9 protein-coding genes are annotated in these 14,544 nt (G+C 38.5%); 3 read left to right on the top strand and 6 right to left on the bottom strand.

What is annotated here, in order from left to right; all coding sequences use genetic code 11:
- Nucleotides 1-4: 4 nt before the first annotated feature.
- A complete protein-coding gene (locus tag FLL46_RS00565; RefSeq protein WP_142891472.1) occupies nucleotides 5-400 on the bottom strand; it encodes a hypothetical protein in 396 nt (131 codons plus the stop codon).
- Nucleotides 401-643: 243 nt separating this feature from the next.
- Here FLL46_RS00565 and FLL46_RS00560 point away from each other — a divergent pair, with 243 nt between their 5' ends.
- Both FLL46_RS00560 and FLL46_RS00555 read left to right on the top strand, forming a co-directional pair.
- Nucleotides 644-2,173, top strand: coding sequence for an EAL domain-containing protein (locus FLL46_RS00560; RefSeq protein ID WP_168203980.1), 1,530 nt, complete (start codon nucleotides 644-646; stop codon nucleotides 2,171-2,173).
- Between the two features lie 369 nt (nucleotides 2,174-2,542).
- Nucleotides 2,543-2,878, top strand: a complete 336-nt coding sequence (locus tag FLL46_RS00555; protein ID WP_142891470.1) for a hypothetical protein — start codon at nucleotides 2,543-2,545, stop codon at nucleotides 2,876-2,878.
- Nucleotides 2,879-3,151: 273 nt separating this feature from the next.
- On the opposite strand, the gene FLL46_RS00550 is transcribed toward FLL46_RS00555, so the two are convergent.
- The 3 genes from FLL46_RS00550 to FLL46_RS00540 form a co-directional block, all read right to left on the bottom strand.
- Nucleotides 3,152-4,606: a hypothetical protein gene (locus FLL46_RS00550; RefSeq protein ID WP_142891469.1), complete on the bottom strand. Its 1,455-nt coding sequence runs from the start codon at nucleotides 4,604-4,606 to the stop codon at nucleotides 3,152-3,154.
- A gap of 253 nt (nucleotides 4,607-4,859) precedes the next feature.
- Entirely contained in the window at nucleotides 4,860-7,001 is a 2,142-nt protein-coding gene (locus tag FLL46_RS00545) for a glycosyl hydrolase family 28-related protein (protein WP_168203979.1), read from the bottom strand.
- 751 nt (nucleotides 7,002-7,752) lie between these two features.
- Nucleotides 7,753-8,946: a hypothetical protein gene (locus FLL46_RS00540; RefSeq protein ID WP_142891467.1), complete on the bottom strand. Its 1,194-nt coding sequence runs from the start codon at nucleotides 8,944-8,946 to the stop codon at nucleotides 7,753-7,755.
- Nucleotides 8,947-10,032: 1,086 nt separating this feature from the next.
- Here FLL46_RS00540 and FLL46_RS00535 point away from each other — a divergent pair.
- Complete coding sequence (locus tag FLL46_RS00535) at nucleotides 10,033-11,505, top strand: C10 family peptidase (protein ID WP_168203978.1); 1,473 nt, start codon at nucleotides 10,033-10,035, stop codon at nucleotides 11,503-11,505.
- A 1,101-nt stretch (nucleotides 11,506-12,606) separates the two neighbouring features.
- Here the strand turns inward: FLL46_RS00535 and FLL46_RS00525 are convergent.
- The gene (locus FLL46_RS00525) at nucleotides 12,607-12,963 is read right to left on the bottom strand and encodes a zinc-ribbon domain-containing protein (RefSeq protein WP_142891465.1); all 357 of its coding nucleotides are present in this window, start codon (nucleotides 12,961-12,963) and stop codon (nucleotides 12,607-12,609) included.
- 360 nt (nucleotides 12,964-13,323) lie between these two features.
- Complete coding sequence (locus tag FLL46_RS00520; protein ID WP_142891464.1) at nucleotides 13,324-14,259, bottom strand: hypothetical protein; 936 nt, start codon at nucleotides 14,257-14,259, stop codon at nucleotides 13,324-13,326.
- Nucleotides 14,260-14,544 lie beyond the last annotated feature (285 nt).

Genomic DNA, 14,544 nt, shown 5'->3' with positions numbered 1-14,544 from the left:
ATGTTCAGAAGTTTTGCGTACGTACACCAAATTGTTTTTGTATTGCCCCAGACAGTTTATGAATCCATCTATTATAGTTTCCGTGGATTTTCCCTTTGTCGTATTTTAAATTTCGGCTGTCTTTATAGGTAATACTGTAATAGCTTTCGGTAAAGGCTATTTCAACTGCAGCCATGTGAGAGCGCACCGTAATATGAGCCTCAATCAATCCAGGACTGATAACTCTTGGACTCCACCCTTTTCTCATAGCGCCAGATAGTATTGCACTTTCCACTTGTTTGATAGTTAACTGCTCACCACTAACTGGTGTAGGTACGTATGCTTTTTCAATATTGTAAATTGGCTTACCTGAGCAACTTGCAAGCATAGTAACAATGGCCAACACATAAAAAAACTTCATAAAACGCCTCTTTTAAAACCAGATCGCCTGATAATATTTTTAGTAATTTTTCCAGGCAGCCACCTTATCACTCATATCGAACTCAAACAATATCCAAGCGCTTACATCAGATTGAATTAGTTTCTCTTGTTTAGAACTTTTAATGCACCCAATAACTCAAATATAGATATTCGCTTAAATTGCTAAAGTGAAGGTATTCGACTACATTTTCTGATTGACTACCTATCAAATATGAGAATTCCAATGATCAGGAATTTAACAATATTAACATTCGTTATTGTCTTTGCTTCAGGGCTGGCCGGCGTCAGGTATTTTAACCATTTCTATGTTGAAAATGTTCTGAAAAACGATGCGGAAAAATTGCTCTACCAATTTCACGATGCGCTGACCAAAGCGCGAGAAGTGCTCGACTCACTGCCAGCCCCACTGAGTTTTTCTTGTAACCGACAATCTATAAAGCAGCTTGCAAAATTAGCATTCGAGCACCCTTCTATACGACTCATTGGTGTAAAACATGGAGATCAGGAAGCTTGTGCCAGCGAACCCATCGATGTTGACCTAAGCCACTATCATGATCGTATAGTCAGCGCCGAGAACCATCAACTCGCCGATAACCTGGCATTGGCGACCAAGGAAAATGCTAACGGCCGTTTGGATTTGTTAATGATACGCTCTCATGCAGACAGTCGTTATTTTGCCAGTATTAATCCATTTATGATTGACTATCTGACAGAGTTTGCCTGCAGAAATTGCCTGGAATATGACTTTGTCATTGACGGTACACCAACATTGGAATTTCGAAGTCTGCCGATGAATAAGCCAGGGATTATTCAGTACAGCGCTTCGCGTACTAACGAAATGATCTCTGTGACTCTTTATGTGCGCGGAACCAAAGACTTATATGATTATTACACTGAACTCAGTTGGGTTAGCGCAATTATTTTTTCGGCTATTCTCGCGACAATCTTTACGCTAATTGCTAACAAACTACTCAGAATACGCTCCTCGATTGAGAGCACCATCAAACACGCGTTAAAAAGTGGCGAGTTTGTGCCTTTTTTTCAGCCCATTGTCGATAGTCGAAATGGTGAAGTTGTCGGAGCGGAAGTATTAGCCAGATGGCAACTGCAAGACGGTTCGATTATTCCCCCTTATCAATTTATTCCGTTTGCTGAATCGAGTAACTTGATTATTGATATTACTGAACAACTTATTATACGAACAGTTAAATCGATTAAATTATTGGGTTGGGATAAAAGCGAAAAATTCATGAGCATTAATATTGTTCCTGAACATCTTAAAAGCAAACAGCTTTTCAATTTAATCGAGCAGCTAAGACAAGAAAATAGTATACCGGCCGCATCCATTTCTCTTGAAATAACAGAGAGAATGCAAATTAGTGATCTAGCTGAAGCTCGAGAGAATCTCGAAGATTTCTACCAACAAGGAATCGAGTTAAAGTTAGATGATGCTGGTACAGGTTATGGCGGTTTTTCTTATATTCAGGAATTAGATATCAGTACATTAAAAATCGACAAGATGTTTGTTGATACGATCGGAAAAGATGATGTTAAGGGATCGGTGTTGACATCGATAATTTCTTTTGTCAATACATCCGGATTGAAAGTTATCGCTGAAGGGGTTGAAAGTGAAGAACAAGTACAATACTTAAAAGAGCGCGATGTATTTTTAATTCAGGGTTATGTTTATGCTAAGCCTATGCCGGTTGATGAGTTGACCGGGTGGCTGAGAAACCGGGAACAGAACACTTGAAATTTTTTCTTAAGTCACCATAGGTTAAAAAATTTATTTCTCCTTTGCTCTCAAATATATTGTTGGGTTTCGCAAGCTCAACCCAACCTACATTACTTTGCAAAACTTATATTTTTCAAGCATTTGTTATTCATAGAAAGTTCATACCTCACTAACTAATTAAAACAAATTAGTTGTCTCCTATCGAGTTTTGATATTATATGGACCCAGACTCATATAATTCCGCGTGAGCGAATTCTGTGAGTTCTATAAACTGTTGAAAATAATAGATATTCAACTAGTTGCAGTGAAAAACCTTGTTTCATGAGGTGATTTTCTGCATATAATCAGCGTTACAATTTGCAAATTTGAAATTATAAAGGAAAGAGTATGAAGTTTTTACTAGGTATGGTTTTATTGATCTCGGCGACTCAACTACAAGCCAGTGATTGGGGAGGGAAATCTGCAGTTATCGAAAAGATGTACATTTACGCCACAAGTGTGATCATTGTTCAGGGCGATGTTTACGCAGGAAAAGCAGGTTGTGCGAATAACAATAAATGGAGTTTTTATTGGAGCTCCTTAGATGAAAAAGTTGCTGATCGTGTTTACAGCGCTTTACTTGCTGCATACGCGTCTAAAACTCCTATAAAGCCAATTTTTCACCCTACAGAATGTGGACCTGAAAATGCTAAGAAATTTACAGGTAGCTTTGTTTTTGAATAATATAACCAGACGTTAATGAATGGCAGCTAACGGCGCAAAACCGTTAGCTGGCTTTTGTACAGAACAAAATACTAAACACTCAACTGCCAGAAAATAGCTTACAAATGGAACAAACTTTCACTGATTAGTATTTCAGCATTAAAACCTTGCAAGAAAATAATATCTGGGAAGAGCATCTTTCATTCGGTTCGAAATTAGGTAAATTGACACAAAGTCTACAGGAGATTGCTCATGGGCCAAGTGTCAGCTTGCTTCTCTTCAAAAAAACTTCTATTAAGTAGAATAATCAGCAGAACTACTCGAAGAAGTACTGGGACCTAAATTTGTAGAGTCTATTGCCCTATTTCTCCGCAATCGTTGTTGACATAAATACGATTTAGTACCATCAGCTTGGTCCGCTAATAGTTGCAAGAAAATTATTTTATCTTCTACCGAAAGTTTCATAAATTGCTCATCGATATGACGCCCCCAAAATCGCTCTCTCACGAACCGATATTTTAGTACATAAGGTGAAAAAGTATACGATTGTAAATTACCAAAACGGTAACTAGTATTAATACTCAGTGCGCCTTCATAGCCCAAAGCGTAAAGCTGTGCCGCACAAAAAATACAGAATGGTTTATCCACTGCAATAAACTTAAGACGCGCGCCAATTCTGATAGCAAAATCGACCAACCGCATTTCAGCATGCTGGTGCCCCTCACATAGAGGTAATGGCTCTCCTTTTCCATTGATACTTTGAATTGCAGACTCGTGTCCCGGAGCATTAAAATTAACTGCGTTAAACGACCTGTTCGTGTATGTCACCGCTTCAGCCCCGCAGTTAACTGACGTAAACGGAACTAGATTCCCATGTGAATCTTTCACATAAGTATTTTTTGACCAACTTGTGACTTTTATTCTTCGTTGCTTTGCCTGTAGCGAACCTTGTTGCAGCAAACGACGATTTTTTGGTAACGCCGGTAGCCTGGCTTTAATAGAATCAAATGCGTTCCGAGCCAGGGTCAACAAGCCTAAGTTAACCTCCTCAACCTTAAGAGGATATCGGTAGAAATTACTTCTATTTCTGTCTTTTTGTAATGAACCGAAATGTGGAGAAACTTGACTTGATAAGCCGCTCCTTAGCCAATTATGAAACGGACTATTAGTTCGCCCCTCGGCAATACGAACATAGTCAACAGGTCCAATAAAATGTAAATAGTCGAGTATCGTCCGAATTATAGACATATTCTGGTTAAGCCGCTCGGAATGAAATATTTCAATCAAAGTTCCAATAATAATATCGAGCCCCTTTGCTGATTGGAGGACTATCCGCCGGCGATTGCGCTGTCTTTTTCTTACAACATTGCTCGTTGATGAACTTGAGCTGCTTGATGAAGATGATGCTAATTCATGCTGCAGTCTAGGATGATTATGTTGATGAGAATGTACTTGTCTTCGACGTCTTTGTGTAAGTACTGTTGAAGGCAGATTCGGCCTACGTGATGCAGCTAAAGGTGCCGGCGAGGTATGCTGTGCTCCAGGTGAAGAGCGTTGAGTTTCTAACTTAGTCCTTTTGGGACTTCTTCCTTCCACCCTGGGAATAGCAGGAACTATTTCCGGTATCAGATTCACATTTATTTGATGCGTACCGTGTATTGCGCAAGCACCAGAAAATTGAGTATCAGGAGAACGAAATTCAATAGCTATTGCCTGGTGTGCATCACTTGCATTTCTCGTGGTTGCCAAATTGCACGATAAGCATATAATTTGATATCTTGGCATTTTAACAAGCCGAATCACTATACGAATTCAGACATACTAACCAGTTTGAAATACTAACTAAATTACACCCGATTACACTGAAATCAAAACACGAGAGGCCATAAGCCGAGTGCCTGCTATTTTTTTCCTAATACCTTTCTCTGATACCTTTTTCTTAGAGACCATCCATGGCCCTTTAATTTTCTCATGCTAACTTATCTGAAAAGATCTAACAGGCTCAGTCGTCAGGATCAAAAATCTCATCATCATGTTTAACGTAACCAGCAGAGTAATCATATTTATCATAGAGCGCTTGTGAAAAGCCGCAAACTCCGCTAACAGGCCCATCATGCGAGATGAAGCAATTTCTATAAGGATTATCCATAATATGCCCGTTGGCGAAAATGAGTCGTTTACATTCAGCTTTGGTAATATCAAATAGAGTGCGGCTACAAAAGTCACTCGTATCGTCACCCGCCGCGACTGAAGCGTTAATTAACCGATTGGAAAGATTACTACTGATATTGTTTTCAGCCATTTCCAATTGCAGAGTATTTTCTACATAAACACCAACGTTTTGCGAGGCGCCACCAGCTCGAAAGCTAACCTCGTTACCAGTGAGACTGATGTTTTTATTGTAGAAAACACCGCCATATGGATGTACTTGTGGATGATCTCCCGCACGAATGTTATAAAACGAATTGGCAATACCAATGCCATACATTTGTGAACCAGGTTCTAACCCTGTAACCACATTATTCTTGATATCGACACCGTTAATATCTAACACTGATATTCCACTGGGGCGGCGGTCATAAGGGCTAAATGATTGCATTTTATATGCCCAATAACGTGGGTCGTTTTTTGAATAACTCTCTTTTTTATCAAAAGAAAGAAATTGAGTTAAGCGATTTCCGCTTATCAGGACTTGATCGTCAAGAATATTGTTGCAACGGGTATCGTCTACTTTACGATCATTACAACCCAAAACATGAATGCCCGACAAATTTTCTCGCAAATCGTTATCGTAAATTTTAACTTGGTATTCGCCGGATAATACTCTGCGTATTCCCATTCCAAAACGACTATTAACAAAATGACTACCAAGCCGAATGGGGAGAGCGTTAAAGAGCACTGTATTGCGCATAATTTCGACCGATTGGCAAGGGATGTGAAATTCAATACGGGCGCTAGTCAGTGTATTATTGACAACAGTCGCTTCTTGGCAAGCAGAGCTGATATTTCCTGAAATAAACATCCCCATCAAAACCGCATAACTAATATTGACCCCCTGTTTTTCTAAAACCTCAAGGTCACGTAAGAAAAAAACATCATTAGTCAAAGAGTTGGTTCCAATAAATAGTTTGCCTTTTTTAGTCACTACCGTATCGTTCCAGGGTTTCTTCAGCGGACGGTGAGAAACTGGCTGCAATATCGCGATATGTGCTTTCCAACCATTATGAAAATGATTATTTCGGATAGTAACGTCATTAGCATGGATAGCAAAAATCGTCCGATAAAAATTAGCCAGCCGTGTATACTCAACTAGTAATTCATGTCCTTCCAGTAATGCGATCGCGCTGCTGACTGAACGTATTCGGGTTATATTATTCTCCGATGACTGGTAGGCAAGCATCCCTTCGCGATCGCCACGGATTTGCAAGTTAGCCAATGTATTAAAACTACCGGTAGCACTGATATATTTTTCTTGTGCTTCTTTTTCTTCTGGCGTTAGGGGGTCTTCTTGTGTTTCTGGCTTCCCGCAAACCAAATTTAAAGCGATATGATTTTGGGATTCTAGTTGTCCACAAAAGCTTCGTAATTTATAAACAGATTCGCTCCGACCATCATCACTAATTTCACATAATAAATCTTTTTGTTCTTCAGCCAGAACATCATTACAATAGTTATTATAACCATTTGTAAAATTAGGATCGGTAGGTATCGTTTGTTTTTCAAAACCGCCCATAAACACATGAGTACCGATACGTTTTCCTTCTCCGGAAGTTCGATTTTCGAAAGTGGGAGTGAGACTAATAATACTCTGGTCGAGACCTTCGCCACGTATTTTTACGCCTGGTGGCAGCACAAAAACACCATATTGAGGCAAGTAAGGATCATATGCTCCGCGTAGCGGGAAAGTAGTGAGAAATTGTCCCTGTACAAAGTATTTTCCGGCTGGTATTAAAACTTCTACTTGTTCAGTGCTTGCGTTGTTAGCCTCCCAAACTTGTGTGCGCCACCATTCACCTGCCGCCAACAAGCAGTGCTGAATAGCAGCGCTATCGTCTGTTTGTCCATCGCCGACGGCACTAATCGTTGAGCCGTTAAATTCACATCCATCTTCAACATTAAAAGTTTTTGCATAAGTTATATTCACTTGGAATGCTGTAATTAGAATGTAACCAAGTAGCATCCTTTTTATAATGTGAAAACGCCACAGTTTTTTTGGTATTAAACTATTAATCAGTTTGCTTCTCGACGTTCTTGGTTGGCAAAGGAATACTTGCATTTTATACAGGTTCATACAGGGTAATTTTCGCAGGTGTGTAGCTCGCAAGGTAGTTGTCTTTCTTGATTTTATAGATGTGCTGAGTATATATAGTTGCTATTAAAATAATGAGTAATTTTGTGTTAAAAGTTGTTATTTTGATAGGGTCATTATTCCTTCGCCGCGTCTTAGGCTAGAAAGTAATATTATTCAATAATAGTATCGTTATTTAAGCACGAGTGCTTTAAACAAAAGACCGAGAAACCAGACTCTCAACTGCCAATGAATAGCTTACAAACAAAATAAACATTCACTGATAAACATTTCGGCTTTAAATCCTGGCAAGACACCAAATTTGAGAAAAGCATCTTTCATTAAGTTCTATATTAGTAATATCGACATAAAGTCTGTAGAAGATTGAGCATAAGCCGAATGTCTGTTTGTTTTAACCTTTAGTTTTTATCTGACATCTGTCTGCAAACAAAGACTTACTGAATTTTTACTTTAGCCAGGCTTCAAAAATTTCATTAGTATGAATTCGCGTAAGTTTGGTTTTCTTACTTTCAAGCGTATAGTGTCTGCTATTTTTTTAGATAGGCTATTAGTTTAAGATTTTGCATTCGAAAATAGACTCGAACTCTTACTTCAAACAAGGATTATAATCAGGATTTTCAGTTAATCTGTTCACTTCCTCATTGAGCTTTTTAATCGCCTCAATCCCTCCAAAAAATTTGAGTTGCTCAAACCAATAACGCTCCAATTCGGCATCAATCGACAATAACTGAAAAGCATTATTTACCGGTTTCGAAGCTTGCCGAACTTCCTTTTCTTGCTCCTCAAGCATTTCAATACTTCTTTCATCGTTTAATACTCGGTAAACCGCTTTTTGAAGCCCGTAACCCGACCTTTTTTCAATCACAAATTTCGCATTGACTACAAGCTTATCGCCCAAACCTAAACATAGCTGAGCGATATCAGCTCTTCCCTCAGATTGCTCCAAGCAGAATTTAGATAAATCTGCAGTCGACTTTGATTTTGTTATGAGCTTTCCAGCGAATTTAACTGCAGCATTCATTCTTTGAATATAATCATCGACTCCGGCGGACTCGAGTGCATCATCAAAAATATCGACCGACTCAGACCAATACATATTAAAATTCGGCGCGGCAACAACTTGCTCCAGTGCAGAGATAACCTCTTCAATATTATTTTTGCTCGCTTCTAACATTGCAATTTGAAACCATAGCGCACCATTATTGGGATCGTTAACGACAGCATTAGAAACGATACTTTCATCGCAATGCCCGAGCACTTCTTTCTCGACGCATTTTGATACTAAGAAATAGTCAACCAACGAATTACCCTGGTGCTTGCGTGAAAAAGCTTCTAACAATGCTAACTGATTTTTTGCGGGCTTGGCAGATCGTTCATCAGTGAGGCTGTCACGATTAATGCTAGAGACAAGAGCATAGGCCAATTGAGAAGAAAACGCTTCATTATACTGGAACGACTCTTCAATGGATTCCCATTTCTTAAATTTCTCAAGTTGTTCGGAATCCACATCATTCAAAATCTTGCCGATGCAATCAAACCTCTGTTGAATATTTTGACCCGACTTAATCTCTCGCTCAACAACCTTGTCGAAAGGTTTGTTGTTCATAGGTTGGACGGAAGCCGTATTATGGTGGACCGGTTCAGCATTTCGAACTTTACTTTTCTCATCGGACAAGAACCATAATGTAACAACACTGAATAGGGTGCCTACAAGTAGGATGATGATAAGTAGAATACGAATCAATCGACCACTTATTATATTAAATTGACTTTTCTTCATCTTAGCTTTCTGTCCAAAAAAATCTGTTCAAAGGTAGGTCCACGGTAAGGGGGCAGATGAACTTGAAAAGAGGACCGCCCATTTCGTTAAGCACGATGGCTTTTGGAATAAGCATTATACTCATTTTTTGTTCAAGCTCTCGTTTTAAAAAATTACAACCTGGTACTCGGGTACTACCAGTTAATTGCATCTCTGACTTCCTTAATTTTAAAGTCTGGAATTTCTGATTCGAGTTTCAAGTTCATCTGACCCAGTTGTTTGCAAGTATGACCTGACCTCAGAGGCTAGACTTTGAGAAACATACCTTCCGCATTGTGATAATTTCTCATTATCGGAAAGATCAGAAGCCATTGAGCTAAACGGTAAAAGAGTAAGTGCAAATGGAACTACTGCGAGTAGTGCACTAATTTTAAATTTTTTCATTGTTTTCCTTTAAATAATTGATACAAACATTCACTGTGGCAACACAGAAAACACTACCTACAAATAAAACTTTCCGTTACTAAACTTTTTCAAAATCGATAAGTTTATTCTTGAGTGAATCAACTTGACTCATAATAAAGCGGCAAGTTGTAATCACTTCCTTTGAGTTTTGTATATTCTCAGTCTTCAAACATTTAGAAAGATAACGTTCAAAACTCACCACAGGAAAGATACGACTTTACTATATAATTACGGTACTAAAATTAGGACAGAAAATAGTAAATATGGAAGGTGTTAGCATATCTCATTGATTTTATTGATTAATAAAATGCTGGCTAAAATAGTTGTTGGACGTACGATAAAACAGTCACCATCTGGTAATAATCACCTACTATTTCACCGACACTTTTTCTACAAATTATTGGCAAAACACTTTTCGCTAATGAATCTTACGTGCTTTTATTTAACTTACTTATTCTGACTGTCCACTCACTATTTAGCCTGAATCTGACTGGCCTAAATCAGGTCCTGCCTACGCTGCTTTAATTGAACACTTCTTAATTAATTCTTTATAACTAAAAGAAATTAAGGCCCCACCCAAAACATTTACAATGTGCACAATATTAAATACCACTCATAAAATCTTATACAAAAGGAATGATAATGAAACCAAGAAACTATCTGGCGGGATTAGTGACTGCTGGAATATTCGCTGCCAGTAACCTAGCTCACGCGAGCGGAATTTCACTTGATCAAGCCCAAGTAATTGCCTTGCAAACTGCTGCAGAAAAAGGATTTATCTCTGAAAGAGGTACTGCTCACAAAATCACTCAAATCAAGACAATTAAAGAAGAAAGTGGTCAACCACTAATCTATTTAATGCAGCTAAACCACCAGGGATTTGTATTCGTTTCCGCTCAATCAATTTCTAATCCCGTTCTAGCTTACGGCCCTAAAAACGCCGAACAATTTGATATTGTTAATAATCCTGGAATTCAACAATGGCTAAGCTCCCATAGAGCTCAGCTAAAAGCTTTTCAGGCACACCGGCAAACTCCAAGTACTTTCCGTCAAAGCCACGCCTTGAAAAGTGCCAAGTCAATTTCCCCAGTCCAACCCATGACAACAACACAATGGTCGCAAAACGGATTTTATGACGATCAAACTCCGGATGAAAAATTAGTTGGATGCGTTGGTACAGCCATAGCCCAATTCTTGCGATTTCATATGTACCCCTGGTACGCCCAAGGCGGCGAGCATCGATATAGCTATACTCAATATGATCAGGAAGAAATTGTGGTCGACTTTGGGTCTTCTTATTACTACTGGCCTTGGATGCCAGATAAGGTTACTGAAGAAACCGATAGTCGGCATCAATGGGAAGTTTCGCAAATTATGTATCATGCCGGAGCCTCGGTAAACGCACTCTATGGATATGATGTCACGCTAGCACCGATGCGCTTTATTCCAAGAGCCCTCGAAAAACATTTTGGATATGTAACCAATGGATTTGAATATAAATCTGACTTTACCTCAGAAGAGTGGCATCAGATGGCGCAAAACGAACTAGCCGATAATCGCCCCTTTATTTTAACCGGCCTCGATCCAGAACTCGGTATTGGTCATGCCTGGATCGTGGACGGATACGATGGCGATAAATATCACATGAACTGGGGCTGGGGCGGCAATATGAATGGCTATTATAGTATCGACATTCCTGCAGTTCGCGGTTACACCTTTAACCAACGAATGGCAATGGTGCGCGCAGCTCCTGAGCGCGATCTTCAAGATGTCCCATTCTGCGAAGGCGAATCTTCTTTTACTAATAGTGCAGACGAAATTAGTGATGGCAGTCACGATTGGAATTATCGGCTCAATATGAATTGTAAAATTCTTATTGAACCTAGAGGAGCTAGTTCAGTCACTCTTAATTTTTCTGAGTTTAAAACAGAACGCAATTATGACTTTGTTACTATCTACAATGGCGAAAGTACTAACGCGCCAATTTTAGGAAAATTTAGTGGTAATAGCGTTCCGAATGCGATTACCGCCGATAGCGGAAAAATGTTAATACATTTCACCAGCGACGACATAGTCACGGAAGATGGCTGGCAAGCAAGTTATTCCAGTCAATAAAGAGCATTATAAAAGCCCTTCAATGATCGCTTAAATGATTTTCCGAGCTGTGATTCGCCGACGATAAATTCTGTGAATCACAGCTAATCTTTACTTTTCGAAAACAGAGTTTCTAGCGCTATCATCATCGAGCTGAAACATTTTTTCGACAGGTCTTTTTTTGCTTCTTATAGACTCAGTGAAAATCTACCGACGTGATAAATCAGACACTCAAATGCCGACGATTAGGTTACTCGATACAAAGTCTGTAAGAGATTGACCATAGGTTGAGTGCCTGGTTGTTTCAACTCTCAACTCCTGATCTTAGCTGATAAGTAAGGCGCAACAGCAATGACGATCATAACAATAGGCCAAATATTTCCATCCTTAAAAGTATATGCCTCAAATAGTTGCAACCAAGAATTACCTTGAGCCAAACCAAAGGAAAATTCGAACAACAAAGTAATACACAGCCAACCAATACCAATAAATATATAAGTTGTCACCGACCTTTTCCCTATCCACGGCAATGTAAAATAAGTCACCAACAGTATGCATGTCGATAATAGAATGCCGCTAAGAATAAAGCCGGCGTTTTTCCCGATCTCAGGAATAAGTATAGCTTCGCGAATGACGCCATTTAGGATTGCTAATATAAGGATCCCTAGCCATATGACGAAGGCCTTGAGTGTGATATTTAGAATTGAAGTAACTCCTGGAGCCTAATGCCTGGCCAAAAGCGCCGCTTTTTAACATCCGAACGAGCGCTTTGTTAGCTGATTTATTAATCTGACTTTACTCTCTTCCACAAATAACCAACAGCAACCATTGCAACAAAATACCAGAGAACGAAATACCAGACACTCAACTGTCTGAGAATAACTTACAAACAAAGTAAACTTTCACTAATAACCTTTTCAGCTTTAAATCCTGGCAAGAAAACCAAATTTGATAAAAGCATTTTTCATTCGATTCGATATTAGGTAATTCGACACAGGTTAATCAACCGCAAAATTTGTAGGAGATCAACTATAAGCCGACTGTCTGCTTGTTTTTTAGCAGGCTAAAATGTTGAACGCGGTGAAAACAGCCCGCTGTAAATTTTCCTGCTTAATTGTCCTGTTAGGTTACTTTTGTCCCGCAGTTACGACAAAACTTAGATCCTTGACTATTAGCATGACCACAATTTGTACAATAGGAGTTAGTGGCATTAGCATTTTTAATAATACTACTAGCTTTTGATAGAGCTCCTCCAGTTTCATCTACCACGTAATCAGCTATGGGTTTTAAGTAACCCAGTTTGCACATTTGAGCTCCCACGCCAATCAAAGGGAGTCCTATAAATGCGCACCAAAAATATTCCGGCATCCCTTGGCTGGGATTTGCAAATGATTTAAAAAAGCTAACCAAGCCAATTATTGCGAAGATACCACCGACAAAAACACAAAGCGGTCCAAAAAACCTTAAAAAAACCCTCATTTACTGCATTCCTTATATTTACTATAAAACCAATGAATAACCTAACATTGTAGTTAACGGATATTAATTCAGATTATTCAATTTTTAAATATTAACACATTTCCCTACAACCTCCAGAACTCTCTGGCTACAGAGATTTCAGAAGTTTTTCTTGGCAGAAAAACTACGGACCAAACTTCGGCGTAATACTGCTGAGCGCTTTTCGTTCGAATTATTCTCCTGTAAAAACAACAAGATAGAAGTTTTTTTAAACATGATAAAAAATAGTACGGACCGAACATAGAGGTTTTATGGCAGATAGGGAGTCGAAAGTGTCTATAAGCAGAGTGTCTGCTTGTTTTTGCAAACTAATTAAAGCAATCAGATTGGCCAATATTTCTTAACTAACCAAGTTATATCATCAATATCTAAGAAAAATACACTTCCTTTAAGTCTACTATCTATTTTTTCATTAATTTTTCGCACCGCATTTTGCGTTATGTTTCCACTACAAATAATATATAGTTCGCTAATATAAAATTGTTTTTGCTGGCCGGCCCCATTAACAGGAATAGAAAATGCGTCATCTATTTGAGAAATAATGGTATCGATTACCGCTCCACTACCGCCTGTAACATTGCCAGATTTAACTTGAGAAGCTAAATATCTAGTATTCCCAAATCTATCTCTTTCGGAAAATAAAATATCTTTTCCATACTCAGATACACCATGATTAAACCTAACATGCTCAAATCCGATTTTCGTTAATAGTGGTATTAACAACTCTCGTGTAAACTTTATTTCGTTAGTTTCATATTCACTATCCCATACGAAACCTAGAATATTATGTAGAGCTTTAGATACTAGCTGTGAGCTGAGTTCCAGATAAGAAATAATTTGCTCAAAAAGTGAATTATTCGAAATTTCTATATCAAAAACAATATAAAAGGCTTCATCTCCATGCGAAATCTCAGGTAAGTTATCTTCCTCAGATTCTGAAACTATTTCTGCCAGCTCTCTATATACAGACTTAACAGCTAAGTTATTCTCAAAAATATTATCTCTTCCTAAAAATAAATTAAAATAATACCCACCTGAAGCTCTATATATTTGATAAAAGTCGGCTCCGACTACGGTACTATTTTCCCCAACATTCAATCTCGCCATTAGCAGTTCGGGGAAGTCACAAATCCTCACGCCTTTTAGATCATCTAAACTTAACTCAATTTCTGATTCTATTGTTTCGCTGTAGGAAATAAGCTTGACTTCCTTATCTCCAACATAGGCTCCTTGAGGAGTAATTTTTATTTTATTCATTTTGGTCTTCAATAAGTTCTTTCCACGGGAAGCTCTAGGGTTCTTACTTTGAACTAATCAAAATAAGAATACCTTAGTCATTTGGCTGCACAACAAAATGCCAGACACCCAACTAGCAGAGAATAGCTTACAAACGGAATAAACTTCCACTGATAAGCATCTTAGCATCGAAAACTTGCAAGAAAATTATATTTGATAAAAGCGTATTTCATTCGATTCAATACAGGCCAATCAACCACAAAGCCTGTAGGAGATAAGTTATAAGTCGAGTGTCTACTTGTTTTA

It is taken from the genome of Aliikangiella coralliicola (assembly GCF_007004725.1).
Taxonomy (GTDB): domain Bacteria; phylum Pseudomonadota; class Gammaproteobacteria; order Enterobacterales; family Kangiellaceae; genus Aliikangiella; species Aliikangiella coralliicola.
Note: the sequence above shows the minus strand (reverse complement) of the source record. Positions and strands in the feature narration are given on the sequence as shown.